The organism is Variovorax sp. Root411, assembly GCF_001425205.1.
GTDB lineage: Bacteria > Pseudomonadota > Gammaproteobacteria > Burkholderiales > Burkholderiaceae_C > Variovorax.
In genome coordinates this window covers 417,796-435,707 of sequence record NZ_LMDW01000015.1, presented here as the reverse complement: position 1 = coordinate 435,707, position 17,912 = coordinate 417,796, and the positions used below count along the sequence as shown (strand labels likewise).

Here is a 17,912-nt window from a genome sequence, read left to right as displayed (position 1 = left end):
ACGTCCGCACTTCGGTGTAGGGGTTCGGCAAGTCGTTGATTTACAAGGAAATTTAACACTTTGCCCAAATTTTCAGCAATGAATTTCTCCGGCCGGAAATCGCCTTTCGCAGATTTTCCGGAGTGCGTCAAAGGACAACTCTGGGGACACTTCTTGAACAAGGCATCGGTTATCCACAGGCCGGACCGGGTACCCCATCTTGTTCATATGCCGGGTACAAACCCGAAGCACGGGTGCGCACAGTGACAGAGGTATGACAAGTGCTTGTCGCATAACGAAAAAAGCGTCCTGTCCACAGAAGTGGGCGACCCTTATCTACTACTACTAATTTGAATAAGAAGAATAAGAAGATGGGGAAAGGGAAAGCTGCGCCCGAAAAAAAAGCCGCGAACGGCCGCGCCGGTCCACGGCGCCTTCGATCCCAACCGGTCCTCCCGGCGCGTTCCCCTCGCTAACATCCGCGGATGAGCTTCAAACCCCGGATCCTGATCGCCGAAGACGAATCGGGCATTGCCGACACGCTGCAGTACGTTCTGAAGAGCGACGGATTCACCCCTGTCTGGTGCGCCACGGCCGAGGAAGCCATTGTCCAGTTCGCGCAGGAGCCGCCGGCGCTGGCCATCCTGGACATCGGATTGCCCGACCTCAACGGTTTCGAGCTCTTCAAGCGCCTCCAGGCACTGAACCAGGCCATGGGTGGCCCGGAGGTGCCGATGGTGTTCCTGACGGCCCGCAGCGACGAAATAGACCGCGTGGTGGGCCTCGAACTGGGCGCGGACGACTACATCGCCAAGCCGTTCTCGCCGCGCGAACTGGTCGCCCGCGTGCGGACCATCCTGCGGCGCAGCGCGAGAAACGGCGCAGGAGCCCCGGCAACAGCCGCGGTTGCAAACCATGGGGTGCCCCATCAAATCCCGGCCCAGATGCCTCCTGAGAGTCCTCAGGCACCCGCACTGCCCTTCTCGCTCGACCATGAGCGCATGCAGATCCGCTATTACGGCCGCGTGCTCGAGCTCTCGCGCTACGAATATGGCCTGCTGAGGCTGCTGGTGCAACGCCCGGGACGCGTCTTCACGCGCGACGAATTGCTCGAACTGGTCTGGGACGATTCCAGCGACAGCTTCGACCGGACGGTCGACGCGCACATCAAGACCCTGCGCGCCAAGCTCAAGGCGATCGCGCCCGAAGTCGAGCCGATCCGCACGCTGCGCGGCACCGGCTACGCACTGAACGAAGAACTGCCGACCAAGGCGTCGTGACAAGACGCACGCGCATCTTCATCGGCATCCTGCTGATCTACACGGCGGGCATCGCCTTTCTCCTCTATCGCGTCGTTTCCGACATCGACCCGCGCTACCGCGAGTCGGCCGAGGAATCGCTGGTCGAGACCTCGCAGCTCGTGGCCAGCCTGGTCGAGCAGGACGTGATTGCCGGTGCCATCAACACCGCGCGGCTCGAGCCGCTGTTCCGTACCGTCTATGCGCGCGAGTTCTCGGCGCAGATCTACAACCTGCACAAGAGCCGCGTCGAGCTGCGCGTGTATGTCACCGACCGCAGCGGCCGCGTGATGTTCGATTCGCTCGGCAGGCACCTCGGCGCCGACTATTCGCAGTGGAGCGACGTGAGCCGCACGCTCGCCGGCCTGTACGGCGCACGCACTTCGCGCGATGTCGATGGCGATCCGCGCACTTCGGTCATGTACGTGGGCGCGCCCATTCGCTGGAACAACGAGATCGTCGGCATGGTCAGCGTCGGCAAGCCGGTGCAGAGCTTCGGCCAGTTCGTGGAAGACGCGCGCGTGCGCACCATCTGGGTCGGCGTCGGTTCGGCGCTCGCACTGCTGCTGCTCACGCTCATCGTCTCCGTGTGGCTGGTGCGCCCCTTCGGCCTGATTCGCGACTACTGGACGTGGGTGCGCGCCCAAAACCGCGTGGGCAGCCTGAGCCTGGCGCGCATGGCGCGGCGCGCGGTCGACGGCGTGCGCACCGGCTTCAGCGAAATGCGCGATGCGCTGACCGGTCGCAACTACGTGGCCGACTACGTGCAGACCTTCACGCACGAGGTGAAGAGTCCGCTGTCCGCCATCCGCGGCGCGGCCGAGCTGCTGCAGGAACCGTCGATGCCGCATGCAGAGCGCGAACGCTTCCTGAAGAACATCGAAGGCGAGACGCAACGCATCCAGGAAATCGTCGACCGCATGATGGAGCTCACCGCGCTCGAAACGCGGCGCACGCTGGACCGCACCGAGCCGGTGGCGCTGGCTTCGCTGATCGACGACATCGCCATCAGCGCGCAGCCCGCGGCGGCCATGCGCAACATCAAGTTGCTCGTGAACATCCGCGACCAAGCCCGCACGGAAGGCGACCCGTTCCTGCTGCGACGCGCGATCAGCAACCTGCTGGACAACGCCATCGATTTTTCACCGCGCGACAGCGAAGTGCTGCTCACGCTGGAAACCACGTCGAAGCTGGCCCGCGTGAGCGTGCGCGACCATGGCCCGGGCATTCCGGAGTACGCGCAGGAAAAGGTCTTCGAGAAGTTCTATTCGCTCGCCAGGCCGCACAGCAAGAAGAAGAGCACGGGGCTGGGGCTGGCGTTCGTGAAAGAGATCGCGGCCCTGCACCGCGGTCGCATCGAGCTCGGCAACGCGTCGCGCGGCGGCGCCGTGGCGACGCTCACGCTGCCGCTGCTGTCAAATCACTGAGCCGCGGGACGGCCGATCAATGCGCTGTAGGCACTGCGCGTCTCCGGGCTCACCGCCCCGAGCGCCTGCAGGTACTGCGTCTGGTGCTGCGCGATCATGCGCGCCGACGCCACCGTCTTCGAGCGGCAGTACCAGTGGCAGGTGTGCTGCATCAGGAACAGCTCGGCCGACATGGTGAAGGCCTTGGCCTTGGGTGTGCGGCCGGCTTCGTTGCGCATCACGCCAGCGATGCCGCTCGCGTGGATCAGCAGGGCCTGCCGCATGTCGAAGGTCGCGGCCGGAAAGAGCTGGGTGAACATCGGAATAGCCACCGGCAGCTTGCTCACGCGCGTGACGGCCTCGGGCATGCGCGAGAACTCGGTGGCGAAGCTGTCGAGCTGGACGGAGAGCTTTTCCTCGGTGGCGTCCAGCAAGTGCCAGATCTGCTGGCGGCGCTCGGCGTCGTCTTCGCCGAGGCAGCGCATGTAGCCGGAGGTGAGGCTTTCCATCAGCTTCTCGATCTGATGGCGGCCGAGGTGGTTGGCCAGCAGCGCGATGCGCAGGCGCTGTTCCCTGGACTTGAGGATGTAGAAGCCGGCAGCAAAAAGCGCCACCAGAGTAAGAATTTCCATGTATGCGTGGAGAAAAAAAGAGAAGGCGGGAAGCAGCACCGAGTGTAGGCACCGCGACCCGCCTTCTCTTTTTCCGTTTCGCCTTCTAGCGGAAGAAATCGAGGATCTTGTTGCGCTCTTCAGGCGGTGGCGGTGCCCCGATGGGCGCACCCGTGAGTTCTTCGGCCGGCGGTGGCGGCGTCTCGCTGTTCTCCAGGCCCAGGCTCGCCACGCTGTGGCCCGGCGTGAAATCGTCGAAGTACCACTCGCCGTCGACATTCACCACACCCGCCGGTTCGGCCGGCTGCGTCACGGGCACGCCCTGAAGTGCTGTCTGCATGTAGCCGATCCAGATCGGCAGGCTCAGGCTACCGCCGGTTTCGCCGCGCACGCCGAGCTGGCGCGGCGTGTCGTAGCCGATCCACGCGATGCCGACCATGGTCGGCTGGAATCCCGCGAACCAGGTGTCGAAGGAGTCATTGGTAGTGCCGGTCTTGCCGTAGAGGTCGTCGCGCTTCAGCGCCTGGTGGGCCTTGAAGCCGGTGCCGCTTTTCACCACGCTCTGCAGCAGCGAATCCATGATGAAAGCGTTGCGCTGCGGAATGGCGCGGCGTGTTTCGTCGAGCACCGGCGCTTCGGTTTCCATGATGACCTTGTCCCTCAGGTCGGTGACGCGCGTGACGAGGTACGGATTGACGCGATAGCCGCCATTGGCGAACACCGAGTAGCCCACCGCCATCTGCATCGGCGTGACCGAGCCGGCGCCCAATCCCATCGGCAGGTTGGCGGGATGCTTGTCCTTGTCGAAGCCGAACTTGGTGACCCAGTCCTGCGCATAGGGCGCGCCGATCGACTGCAGCACGCGCAGCGTGACGAGGTTCTTCGATTTCATCAGCGCGGTGCGCAGCGGCATCGGGCCTTCGTAGGTGCCTTCGAAGTTCTTCGGCTCCCACGGCTGGCCGCCGTTGACGGCAGCATCGAAGTACAACGGCGCATCGTTCACCACGGTCGCGGGCGTGAAGCCCTTTTCGAGCGCGGCCGAATAGATGAAGGGCTTGAAGCTCGAGCCCGGCTGGCGCCAGGCCTGCGTGACGTGGTTGAACTTGTTCTTGCCGAAATCGAAGCCGCCCACCAGCGCCTTGATGGCGCCGCTGCGCGGGTCCATGCCAATGAAGGCGCCTTCGACTTCCGGCAGCTGCGTGATTTCCCAGGTGTTCTTCGGCGTCTTCGCCACGCGGATCACTGCGCCGCGGCGGATCTTGATGTTGGGCGGCGCCTTCGCGGCAAGGCCGGACTGCGCGGGCTTGAGGCCATCGCCCGTGATCTGGATGGTTTCGCCATTGGCGCGCACGGCGCTGATTTCCTTGGCGTTCGCGTCGAGCACCACGGCCGCGACCACGTCGCCGTTGTCGGGATGCTCGGCGAGCGCGTCGTCCACGGCCTCGTCCACGGCCTCGTCGACTTCCTTCTGCTCGGTCGGCAGGTCGACGAACTTCTCCGGGCCTCGGTAGGGCTGGCGCCGTTCGTAGTCCATGATGCCCTTGCGCAGCGACCGGTAGGCCGCGGCCTGGTCGGCCGCCACGAGCGAGGTGTAGACCTTCATGCCGCTGGTGTAAATGCTGTCGCCGTACTGCGCGTACATCATCTGGCGCACCGTCTCGGCCACGTATTCGGCATGCAGGCGGTTCGGGTCGGCGGCGTCGCGCAGGTGCAGTTCTTCCTTCTTGGCTTCGGCGGCCTGTTCGGCGGTGATGAAGCCGGTTTCATGCATGCGGTCGATCACATACAGCTGGCGTGCACGTGCGCGGCGCGGATTGGCCACCGGGTTGTTGGCGCCGGGCGCCTTCGGCAGGCCGGCCAGCATCGCGGCTTCGGCGACGGTGACGTTCTGCAGCGGCTTGCCGAAGTAGGTTTCGGCGGCAGCAGCAAAGCCGTAGGCGCGGTTGCCGAGGTAGATCTGGTTCAGGTAGATCTCGAGGATCTGGTCCTTGGTGAGCTGCCGTTCGAGCCGCAGTGCCAGCAGGATCTCGTAGGTCTTGCGGCTCATCGTCCGCTCGGAGCTCAGGTACACGTTGCGCGCCACCTGCATCGTGATGGTCGATGCACCCTGCTTGCGGCCACCCTTCAGGCTGGCGACCGCAGCACGCAGGAAGCCCTTGTAGTCCACCCCGCCGTGGTCGTAGAAGCGCGCGTCTTCAACGGCCAGCACGGCGTCTTTCATGACCTTCGGAATGCTGGCGAAGGGCGTGAGGTTGCGGCGCTCTTCACCGAACTCGCCGATCAGCTGCCCCTCGGTCGAGTACACACGCAACGGCAGCTTGGGGCGGTAGTCGGAAAGCTCCGAGACGTCGGGCAGCTTCGGGTAGATGGCAACCACCGCGACGATGGCCGCTACCAGCACCACCAGCGCGCCGGAGCCCACCCCGATGGCGCCCCAGCCGGCAACGCGTTTCCAGCGGCGGCGGGGATCGTCCGGCGCCGCGCTGTCGTCGTCGGAAGGTTTGGGGCTTGAGCGTTTGAACATAGGAATTGGCTAACTGGCTAGCGAAAGGATTGGAGCCGCCGCGCGCTGCTGCGTTCCAGCACCGGGCGGTCGAGCGCGCCGCACTGCGCCGCCTGCTGCGCGCAATGCATGGCATCGAAATACTTGTCTTGGTCGAAGGCGATCGGCAACAGGTCCACGCCGGCGCCGAGGGCGCGGACGGTGGCATCGCAAAGACCGCGGTTGCAGGCCGCGCCCATCGTGAGACCGTCGGTGACGAGCAGGCCCTGGGAGCCCCGTTCGCCTCGAGCCACCTGTTGCACGATTTTGCGCGAGAAAGAGACCGGATATTCGGCGTCGAGTTCCGCAAGGATGACATGGCTCGGCATGATCGCGGCATCCGAATGTTTCGACACGTCTTGAAACGGTTTCCGGTCGTGCGCCCGCAGCAGCTTCATGGCGCCTGCGCTTCGACCGAAGCCGGCTCCACGCGGCGGGAGAGCGCATACCAGTCGACCTTGCGCGTGACCAGCATCAGCACGGCCAGCATGCCGAAGATCAGCAGCGCGCCCAGCAGCAGCGCGTTGCTTTCGGAAGCCAACAGGCCGTAGAGCGCGCCATAGAGCAGCGCAACGAAGGCACCGAACGACAGGCCGCGCCGCCAGCCTGCGAGCACCGCGCTGAAGTACACGGCCAGCAGCACCACGCTCGCTGCGGCGGCGCCCGCATACGCCATCCAGAACGCGAATTTCTCCGAGAGCGCGAGCAGCAGCAGGAAGAACAGCGCAATCGATAAACCGACCAACCCGTACTGGATCGGATGCAGGCGCAGCTTGCGGAACAGCTCGAACATGAAGGCAGCCATCAGCACCAGCCCGATGAACAGCACGCCGTACTTGCCGGCGCGCGTGCTCATCGAATAGACGTTGATCGGCTGCGCGAGCGACACGTCGAAGGTCTGCAGCGGGCCGGCGTTGCGGTGTGCCACAGCGACAGCAGTCTCCCCGGCGTAGCGCGACGGGGAGGCGACGGCTTCGGCGGCGGCGTTGTCCGTGGAACTGCCGCGGGCCGAGAGACCCGCGCGCACCTGTTCGCGCGCCGAAGTCACGAGCGAGGACACGCGCCAATGCGCGTCGAAGCCCTGCGGCGTCACGCTGCGCTCGGCCGCGAGAAAGCGGCCGCTGAAGCTGGGGTGCGCCCAGGGCGAACTCAGGTGCGCGGTCGTTTCCTCGGCGATGGGCGCGATGGCGAGCGTGTCCTGTCCGACCAGGCCGAGCTTCATGTCGAACGAAACCGGCGTACCGGCCTGCCATGCGGTGAGCGCTGCGCCGGTGACCGGTGCGTGGATGCCATCTGCAAACCATGCGCCATCGGCCAGGCCCGGCACGCGCTGCTTGAAACGCAGGGCCTCGCCGCCCATCGTCATCGCTGGCGAGCCGTCGAGGCCGCGCAGGTCGCTCACGTTGAAGGCGATGAAGGGCGCCTTGAATTCGATCTTCGAATCGGTCTCGCTGTGTGCCACGGCCTTCGGGTCGAAGGCCGCGAAGCCACCGGTGAGCGCGGCGCTGAGCGTGTAGAACGGAATCCTGAAGATGCCGCGGTAGCGTTCCTGCGGTGCCATCGAACCTTCGATGTGCAGCTTGTCCGGGAACACCACGTGGGCCATTTCCTTGCTGCGCGGCTCCTGGCCGATCACCTTGCCTTGTGCGTTGCGCAGCGGTTCCATCCAGCGCTCGACATACGGCACCAGCAACAGCGGGCCGACCATCGTCTGACGGCCGGCATAGGTGGCGGAGAGCTCGTCGGCCGCTTCGCGCTGGCTCTCGCCGCGGGCGCGGTTGATCGAGTGGATCTCCCCCAGCGGAATGCACAGCAGCAGCAGCAGAAACAACAGGCCGGCGACCTTGGCCAGCATGGAATTCAGCATGGCCTTGAACAACTGAAGCATTTTTTCTCTCCTCGTCTGTAGCGAAGCCGCGATGCTCGCCGCGCAACCCGAAGGCCGTGTGAAGCGTGCGCGCCGCCTCGCTTCACACAGGCTTCACACAGCGGCCGACGGCGCCGTTCGACTTCAACGCGCCTTCCAACTGCCTTCTCGTGCGGTGACCACAGTTGCGGTTGTGCAAGTTCGCACGGACAAGGACCCCCGCCATGGATGCCCACACCACCCCACGTCCCGGCCGCTGGCTCTGGCTCGCCACCGTGAGCCTGGCGACCGCGGGCTTCATCGCCATGGGCGTGCGCCCGGCGCATGCGCAGGAGGCGCCCGCTGGAGCGCGCCAGAAGACCGAGAGCCCTTATTTCTTCGTGAAGAGCGACGACCCCTCGGTCGACCGCCTGCCCCTGAAGGGCACGGAGGTCTCGGTGAAGATCTCGGGCGTGATCGCCGACGTGACGGTCACGCAGACCTACCGCAACGAGGGCCAGCGCGCCATCGAGGCGAAGTACGTGTTTCCCGGCTCGACCAAGGCCGCCGTGAGCGGCCTCAACGTGCGCCTGGCCGACCGCCTCATCACCGCGCAGATCCGCGAGAAGCAGCAGGCGCGGATCGAATACGACACGGCGAAGAAAGAAGGCAAGACCGCCGCGCTGCTCGAGCAGCACCTGCCCAATGTGTTCCAGATGAACGTCGCCAACATCCTGCCGGGCGACGATGTGAAGGTGGAGCTGCGCTACACCGAACTGCTGGTGCCGCAGTCCGGCAACTACCAGTTCGTGTTTCCGGCCGTGGTCGGGCCGCGCTACAACAGCCCGCAGTCGGAGAACGCGCAAGCCAAATGGGTCGCGCAACCGACACTGGCCGCGGGCGTGGCGCCAAACACCAACTTCAAGCTCAAGGCCAGTATCGACACGCCGATGGGCCTGAAGGAAATCCGCTCGGCCACGCACGCCATTGACGTGAAGAAAAGCGACGAAGACCAGCACGCCGACGTCGTGCTCACCGCCGACGGCCGCCCCGCCGACAACCGCGACTTCGTGCTCGACTACCGCCTGGCGGGTGAAAAAATCGAATCGGGCCTGATGCTCTACAAGGGCCAGGGAGAGAACGCGGAGAACTTCTTCCTCGCCATGGTCGAGCCACCCAAGGCCGTGGCCGCCAGCGCGATTTCGCCGCGCGACTACATCTTCGTGGTCGACATCTCGGGCTCGATGCACGGCTTTCCGCTGGATACCGCGAAGACGGTGCTCGAACGCCTGATCGGCGGCCTGCGCCCGAGCGACACCTTCAACGTGCTGCTGTTCTCGGGCAGCAACAGGATGCTCTCGCCCAAGTCGGTGCCGGCCACGCGCGCCAACATCGAGCAGGCCCTGGCCACCATCCAGAACTACAGCGGCAGCGGAAGCACCGAACTCATTCCGGCACTCAAGCGCGTGTACGCCGAACCGAAGGAAGAGAACGTGTCGCGCACGGTGGTGGTGGTGACCGACGGCTACGTGACGGTCGAGCGCGAAGCCTTCGAGCTGGTGCGCAACAACCTCTCGAAGGCCAATGTGTTCGCCTTCGGCATCGGCTCGTCGGTCAACCGCAGCCTGATGGAAGGCATTGCGCGCGCCGGCATGGGCGAGCCCTTCATCATCACCGACCCGGTGCAGGCGCCCGAGCAGGCCGCGCGTTTCCGCCGCATGGTCGAGTCGCCGGTGCTCACCAGCGTGAAGGCCACCTTCGGCGGGCTCGACGTGTACGACGTGGAGCCGCAGGCGCTGCCCGACGTGCTCGGCGAGCGCCCGGTGATCGTGTTCGGCAAGTGGAGAGGTGAAGCCAAGGGCCGCGTGATCATCGAAGGCCGCAGCGCCAATGGGCCCTACCGCCAGGAAGTGCGCATCGACGAGCGCACGCGCCAGGACTCGGCCGCGCTGCGCACGCTGTGGGCCCGCCACCGCATCCAGAGCCTGAGCGACCAGGAAACGCTGGAAGGCGGCACGGCCTTCAAGGAGCGCATCACCGAACTCGGCCTGAAGTACAGCCTGCTCACGCAGTACACGAGCTTCATCGCCGTCGACAAGGTGGTGCGCAACGTGGCGCCGCAGAACAGTGTGGACGTGAACCTGCCGCTGCCGATGCCGCAAGGCGTGAGCGACCTCGCGTTGGGCGCCGAGGTGCCGAGCACGCCCGAACCCGAATCGCTGGGCGCCATCGCCGTCGTGCTGTCGATGCTGGCCATGCTGCGCCGCCGCGCGCGCCGCAACGACGCCCGCCGCTTTACCGCCTGATCCATCGAGAAAGAAAAGAATGTCTCTGGCAACGCTCGCCCATCGCCACCCGCGCATCGTGGACTGGGGCATCCACATCGACCGCACGCCGGCCGCGGGCTGGCTCGGGCTGCAGTTCATTGCGCTGATGCCGACCTGGGCCTGGATGGTGCAGCGCATGCGCGACGGCTCCGACGATCCGATGGGCCTGCTGGCGCTGGTCGCGCTCGCCGCGCTGGCCTGGAGCCGCCGGCGCGAACTGCGCGCCTCGCCGCGCCTGGGCTGGCTCGCGCTGGCGGGCACAGGCACCGTGCTCGCGACGCTGCTGCGCACGGGGCTCGGCGTCGTACCCGCGATGCCGCCGCTCGCGGCGGGGCTGGTGGCCGTGCTGTCGCTGGCGTGCGGGCTGCTCGCTTTCCTGCCGCGCCGCGTGGCCGCGCTGCCGGTGGCGGGCCTGTCGGTGCTCGCGCTGCCGCTGCTGTCGTCGCTGCAGTTCTATGCCGGCTATCCGCTGCGCGTGGTGACGGCCGAGGCCAGCCGCTGGCTGCTCGCGCCCGCCTTCGAGGTGGCGCGTGAAGGATCGAGCCTGGTGATCGACGGCCGCCTGGTGATCGTCGATGCGCCCTGCTCCGGCGTGCAGATGGTGTGGCTCGGTTACTTCACGGCCTGCGCGGTGGCGCTGTGGGCGTCGCGCAGCGACCGGGCTTTCATGGGGCGGCTGCCGATGATCGGGCTCTTCGTGCTGGCCGGGAACATCGTGCGCAACAGCGTGCTGATCGCCTTCGAAGGCGCAGGCCATCCGCTCGCGCCCTGGGCGCACAACGCGCTGGGCCTGCTGGTGCTGGCCGTCGTGTGCGGCGCCATCGCCCGCCTCATGGCGCCGGCACGAGCCGTGCCCGAACCCGTCGAGCAACCGATTCAGGGCCTGATCACCACCCACGGAGGCCGCCATGTCGACACCGTTCTTTGAGCGCTGGTTTGCAAACCATTTCATCAATCGCATCGGCCACAAGACCGCTTTCGCGCTGGCGATGCTGCTGTGCATGCTGTGGTCGGCCGGTGCGGCCGTGCGTGCGCCGGCCGAACCGGTCGCCGCCGTGGTGCCGCACGAATGGCCGAGTGAATGGGATGGCGTTCCGTTGCGCCCGCTGGCCCTGAGCGATGTGGAACAGCGTTTTGCCGAGCGCTTCCCCGGCGCCATCGGCCGCATGACCGACGGCGCGCAGACGCTGGTGATGCGCGAGGTGACGCAGCCCACACGCATGCTGCATCCGGCGGCGGACTGCTACCGCGCGCTGGGCTATCGCATCGAACAGGCGCGGCTGGAACGCGATGCGCAGGAACGCTTGTGGCGCTGTTTTGTTGCGCAACGGCACGGAGCGCAAAAAATCCGCGTCTGCGAGCGCATCGTCGATGCCCGGGGCACCGCTTTCACAGACACTTCAAGCTGGTACTGGGCGGCGGCCAGCGGCCAATCCCATGGGCCGTGGCAAGCTGTCACCGTGGCGAGACCGATCTGAGAAACGTGCCTGTGAAGAAGACCCTGCGATTCGTGCTTTTCGGCCTTCTGGCCCTGGTCGTGACGGCCTGCGTGGCTATCTTCCTGATAGTCAAGCTGGCGCTCGCGCCAGCCACCGGCGAATGGAGCACCACGGTGAAGGCGGGGCCGCTGAATTTCGAGATCGGCGTTCCGACGGCCGTGCGCGTGGCCACCTCGTCGTGGTTCGCGCCCTACCTCGACGGGCGTTCGCTGGACACCCGCTTCGGCACCGTGCGCTTCGCCTGGAAGCCGGCGGGAGAGTTGCTCGAAATGCAGTGCGCGCCCTGCAGCGCCGAAGTACCGGCGCTCGGCACGCAGCCGATCCGCGTCGAGCGCCTGCTCGCCACAGTGAAACGCGACGGCAACACGCTGAACGGCACCTTCGAGGCCACGCCCCAGAGCACCGACACCACCCGGCTGCAGGGTCATTGGGACGGCAAGGTCACGCTGAAGAACCTGCAGCTCAACGCCAGCGTGCAGGATGCGCCCATCGAGCGCTGGTACGCGGTGCTGGTGCCCACCCTGCCCGAGCTGCAGCGCGCACGCATCGGCGGCACGCTCGCGCTGCGCGGCCAGCTCGTGCTGCCCGAAGCCACCTTCGCCGTGCAGCCCGTCATCAGCCAGTTCACCGTCGAGGGGCTGGGCACCGAGGCCATGCTCGGCGCGCGCACCAGCTGCGGACCGTCGGCCAGGCTCGCCAACGACAGCTGGCTGGCGCGCGCCGTCATCGCCGCCGAAGACCAGCGCTTCTTCACCCACAGCGGCTACGACCTGACCGAGATTCTCGCGTCGATCGACAACAACCAGAAGCCCGGCCAGACCCGGCGCGGCGGCAGCACGATCACGCAGCAACTGGCCAAGCTGCTGGTGACGGGCAGCGACCGCACCGCCGAGCGCAAGCTGCGCGAACTGCTCTACGCGGTCGAGATGGAGCAGACGCTGGGCAAGGCCCGCATCCTGCAGCTGTACCTGGACAACGCGCCGTGGGGCGGCAGCACCTGCGGCGCCGAGGCCGCGGCGCGCCGCTACTTCAAGCGCAGCGCGCGCACGCTCGAGCCGGCACAGGCGGTGTGGCTCGCCGCCATGCTGCACAAGCCGCAGGCCGTGCTCGAACAATGGCGGCAGGATGGCCATGTCGACGCCGACCGCATCAAGTGGATTGCCGAGGGTATCCGCGGGATCAGCCGGAACCAGCGCGAAGCGCTGCTCAAGGGCGTGGCCGCGGCGAAATTCACGGCGCCGGAGGCCACGAAACAATGAACACCAAACCCCTGGGCGTCCCGGACATCGAAGCCATCGAGCGCGCCACCATCGCGGCGGTGTCGCCCGACCTGACCGAGGAACTCGACGGCTGGCTGTTGCCCTTTGCCAGCGGCACCGTGAAACGCGCCAGGTCGGCCGTGCCGCTGCACCGCAGCGAGGTCGAGAACGGCACGCTCGACCGCATCGAGGACCGCTACGACAGCCGCCAGGTCGCGCCCGCGCTGCGGCTGGCCGACGCACCCTGCTTCGAGGGCCTGCGCGCCGAACTGGAGCGGCGCCACTACATCGACGACAGTCCGACCTGCGTGCAGGCCGGCTCGGCGCAGCGCATGCGGCAGGTGGTCGCACCGCGTGGCGCGCTGGCCGACGTCGATCACGCGCCCGACGAGGCCTGGTCGGCGCTGTTCCTCGGCGAGGGCTTCGATCCGGTGGACGGTGCCCATCGCGTGCGGATGCTGTCGCGCGCCAAGGGCTCGCTCTACGCCAGCGTGCGCGAAGGCGGCCGCACGGTGGCGGCCGGCGCGATGGCGTTCGGGCACGGCTGGGCCAGCGTGCACGGCATGCGCACCGACCAGGCGCAGCGGGGGCGGGGCCTGGCGGCGCGCGTGCTGGCCGGGCTGGCGCAGGCCGCGTCGGCGCGCGGCTTCGAGCGGGTGTTCCTGCAGGTCGATGCGCAGAACCACGCGGCGCTGTCGCTGTACCGCCGCGCCGGCTTCGAAACGCAGTGGAAATACTGCTACTGGCAGCGCCAGCAGTGGCCATGAAATTTCAAGCCGCCGGCTGACAGGGCCGCGGGTGGCGCGGTGGGCGCGTTAGTGCCACCATGGACGGATGACGAATGCCAACCACCACGCCAACCATCCCACCGATCCCGTCGCCACGCCGCGCGGTATCGACCACATCGTGGCCGGTGTTTCCACCAGCGACGGCGACGGCGTCAAGCTCACCCGCGTGCTTCAGCAGCCGCTGCAGAAGCGGCTCGATCCCTACCTGATGCTCGATGCCTTCGGCAGCGACAACCCGGGCGACTACATCGGCGGCTTTCCCAACCATCCGCACCGCGGCTTCGAGACCGTCACCTACATGATCGCCGGCCGCATGCGCCACCGCGACAGCGCCGGCCACGAAGGCCTGCTGGAGAACGGCGGCGTGCAGTGGATGACCGCCGGCCGCGGCCTCGTGCACAGCGAACTGCCCGAGCAGGAAGAAGGCCTGATGGAGGGCTTTCAGCTGTGGCTCAACCTGCCCGCCAGGGACAAGATGCGCGAGCCCTGGTACCGCGACGTCCAGAGCGAGGAGATCCCGGAGTTCACCACCACCGGCGGCGCGCACGTGCGCGTGATCGCGGGCGCGAGCCACGGCATCGAGGGTGCGGTGCGGCGCGAGCACACCGAGCCGCTGTACCTCGACGTCACGCTGCCCCCGGGCGCGGAGTTCGCGCAGCCGCTGCCGGACGACCACAACGCACTGGTCTACGTGTTCCGCGAATCGCTGTGGATCGCGGGCAGCGAAGTCCCGACGCGGCGCATGGCGATCCTGGCCAACGACGCGGGCAGCGACGGCGTGGTGCTGCGCGCCGGCGCGACCAACCACAGCCCCGCGCGTGCGCTGCTCATTGCCGGCAAGCCGCTGCACGAGCCCATCGCGCAGTACGGCCCCTTCGTGATGAACACGCAGGAGCAGGTCCAGCAGGCGGTGCACGACTTCCAGAACGGCAAGCTGGGCTGAGCCTGTAGTCGCCCACCTACCGAAAGTCGGCATCGGGCAGGGTTCCGGCCATCGCATGGGCCCCCTAGATTGCGCTCATGCCCACCACGATCCGAAAAGGACAGGCGCCCGCCACGCTGCAACGCGCCCAGTTCCACGAACGCTTCATGCAGCCCTTCCAGGACCCGGCCTTCCAGGCCGAGGCCGACTCGCTGCGGCGCATCGAGATCATCGCGTGGGAAGCCTATGAGCAAGGCCGCAAGGCGCCCGTCACCCGCAAGGCGGGGCCCGGCTATGCAGACCCGGACTACGAACTGTCCGTCGACTGGCTCGAAGCCAAGGCCCGCATCGACGCGGCACAGCTCGCCTGGGGTCTGCCGCAGACGCCTTCGCGCGTGCTGTTGGTGAACGGTTCGCCGCGCAACGACGGCACCTGCCCCGGCGAAGTCTCCAAGACATGGCGGCTGGCCGAACTCGCGCGCGAGGTGCTCGACGGCAGCGGCATCGAGACCGACCTGCTCGACCTGAGCCTGCTCACCTCCGAGTACGGCCGGCAGATCCACCCCTGCAAGGGCTGCGTGTCCACTGCGATGCCGCTGTGCCATTGGCCTTGCAGCTGCTACCCCAACCATTCGCTGCGCCAGACCGGCGACTGGATGAATGAGATCTACGAACGCTGGGTGTCCGCGCATGGCGTGATCCTGCTCACGCCCACGCACTGGTACCAGGCGGCGAGTCCGCTGAAGCTCATGATCGACCGGCTCGTCTGCGCCGACGGCGGCAACCCGGACCCGACCAGCACGCACGGCAAGAAACCCGAGGAAGCCAAGGCGCTCGAGCTCGAAGGCTGGGGCTATCCCAAGCACCTCGACGGCCGCGTCTACGGCGTGGTGGTGCACGGCGACGTGGCAGGCGTGGAGAGCGTGCGCCGCAGCCTCGCCGACTGGCTCGACTGGATGGGGCTGGTCGACGCCGGCACGCAGGCGGTGCTCGATCGCTACATCGGCTACTACGAACCCTACGCCACCAGCCATGACGCGCTCGATGCCGATGCCGACGTGCAGGAAGAAGTGCGCAACGTGGCCCGCGCCGTCGCCCGGGCGGTCGGCGACCTGCGCGCCGGGAGGCTGCAGGTGCCCGACCGCGGGCTGAAGCGGCCGCGGCCCAAGTAAAAAGTCACGCCACAGGCCGCGTTCGCGCTCGCTGTTCATCATTCTTTACGCAAGCTCACGCTGGCCTAACGGAGGCGATACAGAGCGCTTCCACACTTCGTCTCACCTGCTGCCCATCGGCGGCGGGCTTCTTCGAAAGGAAGCACTTCTCATGATTTCTCTTCGCCAACGCATCGTCTGGGCCAGCCTGCTGGGTTCGGCCGCCCTCGCCTCTTCGGGCGCGTTCGCTCAAGCGCCGGCCGCCTCCACCCCAGCCGCACCCACCGCCGCGGTGGCCCAGGCCGACAACGCCGCGGCGCCCAAGGCGCAGCACAAGCGCATGGACCCCGCCCAGCGCATGGAGCGCATGCAGGAGCGCCGCACCAAGCGTCTTGCCGCCCTGAAGGACAAGCTCAAGATCACCGCTGCCCAGGAAGGCGCGTGGAGCAGCTTCACCGCCGCGACGCAGCCGCCCGGCGGCCCGCGTCCGCACATGGACCGTGCCGAGTTCGCCAAGCTGACCACGCCGCAGCGCCTGGAGCGCATGGAGGCTCGCCGTGCCGAACGCAGCGCGATGTTCGCCAAGCGCGCCGACGCCACGAAGACCTTCTACGCCGCGCTGACGCCCGAGCAGCAGAAGACCTTCGATGCCGAGACCGTGCATTTCGGCGGCCACCGGGGTGACCGTGATGGCCATCATGGCCATGAAGGCCATCGCGGTGCGGCGGCCCCTGCCAAGGGCTGATCCGCACCCGGATGCGCCGGTGACGGTGCCATCGAATGAAAGCCCGCAACGCGAAAGCGCTGCGGGCTTTTTTCATCGACGGGCGGGTTTTACTGCGGCGTGCCCGTCTTGTCCGTCGGATTGGTCACCACTTCGGGGCGTTCGCCCTTCTGGCCGAACTGCGGCTTGATCTTGCGCCCCGTCTGGCTGACCTCCGCGCGGGACATCTCGCCGGTCGGCCGCGGCATGGCGTTGGGCTGGTGGTTGACTGTGGTGGACGCCTCGCCCTTGGGCACCACGCTGTTGGCATTGTTGCGGTTTTGCGCACGGGCCTCGGCCTTCACCGCCTCACGCGATACCGGCATCGAGGCGTCGGGGCGCTGCGGCGGATTTGCGACGCCGGCAGGCGTCATGGTGCTGGCTTCGCCGCCCACCGACGGGTTGGGCTGGGCGGGAATGGATGTGGCCTGTGCCGACGCGATGCCGGCCATGCCCAGCAGGGCGGCGAGAACCGTGGCGTGAAAAGTAATTTGCTTCATGGAGCTGCTCCTTGTGGCTTGGTGCCGGTGTCGAGGATGAAAAAGGGGGGCTGCTTCCCGAACCCTCGAAAATCACCGTAGGAGCGGCGAAATTCCCATCGTGTGGGGGTGCGGCAGGCCTGCCTGTAGGAGCCGGCCGCCCACGCGTGAAAGGGGGCGGAAGGAGGTGGCGAGTTCCTACAGTCAGGAGGGGCGCGGCAACGTACAACTTGCACAACGATGTCCTCCTCTCCCATTCCAGACGCCGCGGCGTCCACGCAGGCCTCGCCGACCTCGCTCAAGGTCATGACGGTGAACACCCACAAGGGTTTCACCGCGCTCAACCGCAAGTTCATCCTGCCGGAGCTGCGCGACGCCGTGCGCACCGTGGGCGCCGACGTGGTGTTCCTGCAGGAGGTGCTCGGCACTCATTCGCGCCATTCGCGAAGGGTGAGCAACTGGCCCGAGGCGCCGCACTACGAGTTCCTGGCCGACACCATGTGGCCGCAGTTCGCCTACGGGCGCAACGCGGTGTACCCGAAAGGCCACCACGGCAATGCGGTTCTCTCGAAATTCCCGATCGTGCATTTCCGCAACCACGACGTGTCCGTGAGCGGCCCCGAGAAGCGAGGGCTGCTGCATTGCGTGCTGCGGCTGCCGGGCCGCGTCGTCGACGTGCACGCGGTCTGCGCCCACCTCGGGCTGGCCGAGGCGCACCGGCAGCAGCAGCTCGAGTTGCTCTGCCACATCGTGCGCGACGAGGTGCCGCCCGACGCGCCGCTGATCGTGGCGGGCGACTTCAACGACTGGCGCGGCCGCGCGCACGAGATCCTGGAAAAAGGCGCCGCGCTGCGCGAAGTGTTCGTGCATGCCAACGGCCGCGCGGCCAGGACCTTTCCGGCGCGCTTCCCCGTGCTGCCGCTGGACCGAATCTACGTGCGCAATGCCGGCGTGCATGCGCCCGTGGTGCTGCCGCGCCGGCCGTGGTCGCACCTGTCGGACCACGCCCCGCTGGTGGCGGACATCGACCTGTGAGCGCAGT

The 17,912-nt window shown here is 67.1% G+C and carries 16 protein-coding genes; 11 read left to right on the top strand and 5 right to left on the bottom strand.

Annotation, left to right across the window (positions count from 1 at the left end; translation table 11 throughout):
• Positions 1-464: 464 nt before the first annotated feature.
• Both creB and creC read left to right on the top strand, forming a co-directional pair.
• The gene (gene creB, locus ASC92_RS16085) at positions 465-1,259 is read left to right on the top strand and encodes a two-component system response regulator CreB (protein WP_056517459.1); all 795 of its coding nucleotides are present in this window, start codon (positions 465-467) and stop codon (positions 1,257-1,259) included.
• Positions 1,256-2,704 carry a two-component system sensor histidine kinase CreC gene (gene creC / locus ASC92_RS16080; protein ID WP_056517456.1) on the top strand — a complete coding sequence of 483 codons (1,449 nt, stop codon included), beginning with the start codon at positions 1,256-1,258 and terminating at the stop codon, positions 2,702-2,704. Before creB ends, creC begins: the two co-directional genes overlap by 4 nt.
• On the opposite strand, the gene ASC92_RS16075 is transcribed toward creC, so the two are convergent.
• The 4 genes from ASC92_RS16075 to creD form a co-directional block, all read right to left on the bottom strand.
• Positions 2,698-3,315: a hypothetical protein gene (locus ASC92_RS16075; RefSeq protein ID WP_056517885.1), complete on the bottom strand. Its 618-nt coding sequence runs from the start codon at positions 3,313-3,315 to the stop codon at positions 2,698-2,700. The two genes, creC and ASC92_RS16075, sit on opposite strands and share 7 nt — an antisense overlap.
• 85 nt (positions 3,316-3,400) lie before the next feature.
• The gene (locus tag ASC92_RS16070; protein ID WP_056517454.1) at positions 3,401-5,818 is read right to left on the bottom strand and encodes a penicillin-binding protein 1A; all 2,418 of its coding nucleotides are present in this window, start codon (positions 5,816-5,818) and stop codon (positions 3,401-3,403) included.
• A 17-nt stretch (positions 5,819-5,835) separates the two neighbouring features.
• On the bottom strand, positions 5,836-6,234 hold the full coding sequence (locus ASC92_RS16065; RefSeq protein ID WP_056517452.1) for a glycoside hydrolase family 3 N-terminal domain-containing protein: 399 nt from the start codon (positions 6,232-6,234) through the stop codon (positions 5,836-5,838).
• Positions 6,231-7,724, bottom strand: coding sequence for a cell envelope integrity protein CreD (gene creD, locus ASC92_RS16060; RefSeq protein ID WP_056517449.1), 1,494 nt, complete (start codon positions 7,722-7,724; stop codon positions 6,231-6,233). The genes ASC92_RS16065 and creD overlap by 4 nt, the downstream gene beginning before the upstream one ends.
• Positions 7,725-7,927: 203 nt before the next feature.
• Between creD and ASC92_RS16055 the strand changes: the two genes are divergently transcribed.
• From ASC92_RS16055 to ASC92_RS16020, 8 genes are all read left to right on the top strand, one after another.
• Positions 7,928-9,988: a VIT and vWA domain-containing protein gene (locus ASC92_RS16055; RefSeq protein ID WP_056517446.1), complete on the top strand. Its 2,061-nt coding sequence runs from the start codon at positions 7,928-7,930 to the stop codon at positions 9,986-9,988.
• A 19-nt stretch (positions 9,989-10,007) separates the two neighbouring features.
• Entirely contained in the window at positions 10,008-10,937 is a 930-nt protein-coding gene (xrtQ, locus tag ASC92_RS16050; protein WP_056517443.1) for an exosortase Q, read from the top strand.
• Complete coding sequence (locus ASC92_RS16045) at positions 10,918-11,487, top strand: hypothetical protein (protein ID WP_056517440.1); 570 nt, start codon at positions 10,918-10,920, stop codon at positions 11,485-11,487. Before xrtQ ends, ASC92_RS16045 begins: the two co-directional genes overlap by 20 nt.
• Positions 11,488-11,498: 11 nt before the next feature.
• Positions 11,499-12,767, top strand: coding sequence for a biosynthetic peptidoglycan transglycosylase (locus ASC92_RS16040; protein WP_056517438.1), 1,269 nt, complete (start codon positions 11,499-11,501; stop codon positions 12,765-12,767).
• The gene (locus ASC92_RS16035; RefSeq protein WP_056517435.1) at positions 12,764-13,534 is read left to right on the top strand and encodes a GNAT family N-acetyltransferase; all 771 of its coding nucleotides are present in this window, start codon (positions 12,764-12,766) and stop codon (positions 13,532-13,534) included. Before ASC92_RS16040 ends, ASC92_RS16035 begins: the two co-directional genes overlap by 4 nt.
• A 67-nt stretch (positions 13,535-13,601) precedes the next feature.
• Positions 13,602-14,498, top strand: a complete 897-nt coding sequence (locus tag ASC92_RS16030) for a pirin family protein (protein ID WP_056517433.1) — start codon at positions 13,602-13,604, stop codon at positions 14,496-14,498.
• A 77-nt stretch (positions 14,499-14,575) separates the two neighbouring features.
• The gene (locus ASC92_RS16025) at positions 14,576-15,649 is read left to right on the top strand and encodes a flavodoxin family protein (protein WP_056517430.1); all 1,074 of its coding nucleotides are present in this window, start codon (positions 14,576-14,578) and stop codon (positions 15,647-15,649) included.
• A 151-nt stretch (positions 15,650-15,800) separates the two neighbouring features.
• Positions 15,801-16,373: a Spy/CpxP family protein refolding chaperone gene (locus ASC92_RS16020; RefSeq protein WP_056517429.1), complete on the top strand. Its 573-nt coding sequence runs from the start codon at positions 15,801-15,803 to the stop codon at positions 16,371-16,373.
• A gap of 89 nt (positions 16,374-16,462) precedes the next feature.
• Here ASC92_RS16020 and ASC92_RS16015 read toward each other — a convergent pair whose 3' ends face one another.
• Positions 16,463-16,891: a hypothetical protein gene (locus ASC92_RS16015; protein WP_056517428.1), complete on the bottom strand. Its 429-nt coding sequence runs from the start codon at positions 16,889-16,891 to the stop codon at positions 16,463-16,465.
• Between the two features lie 219 nt (positions 16,892-17,110).
• Here ASC92_RS16015 and ASC92_RS16010 point away from each other — a divergent pair, with 219 nt between their 5' ends.
• Positions 17,111-17,905: an endonuclease/exonuclease/phosphatase family protein gene (locus ASC92_RS16010; protein ID WP_056517427.1), complete on the top strand. Its 795-nt coding sequence runs from the start codon at positions 17,111-17,113 to the stop codon at positions 17,903-17,905.
• The last annotated feature ends 7 nt before the right edge of the window (positions 17,906-17,912 follow it).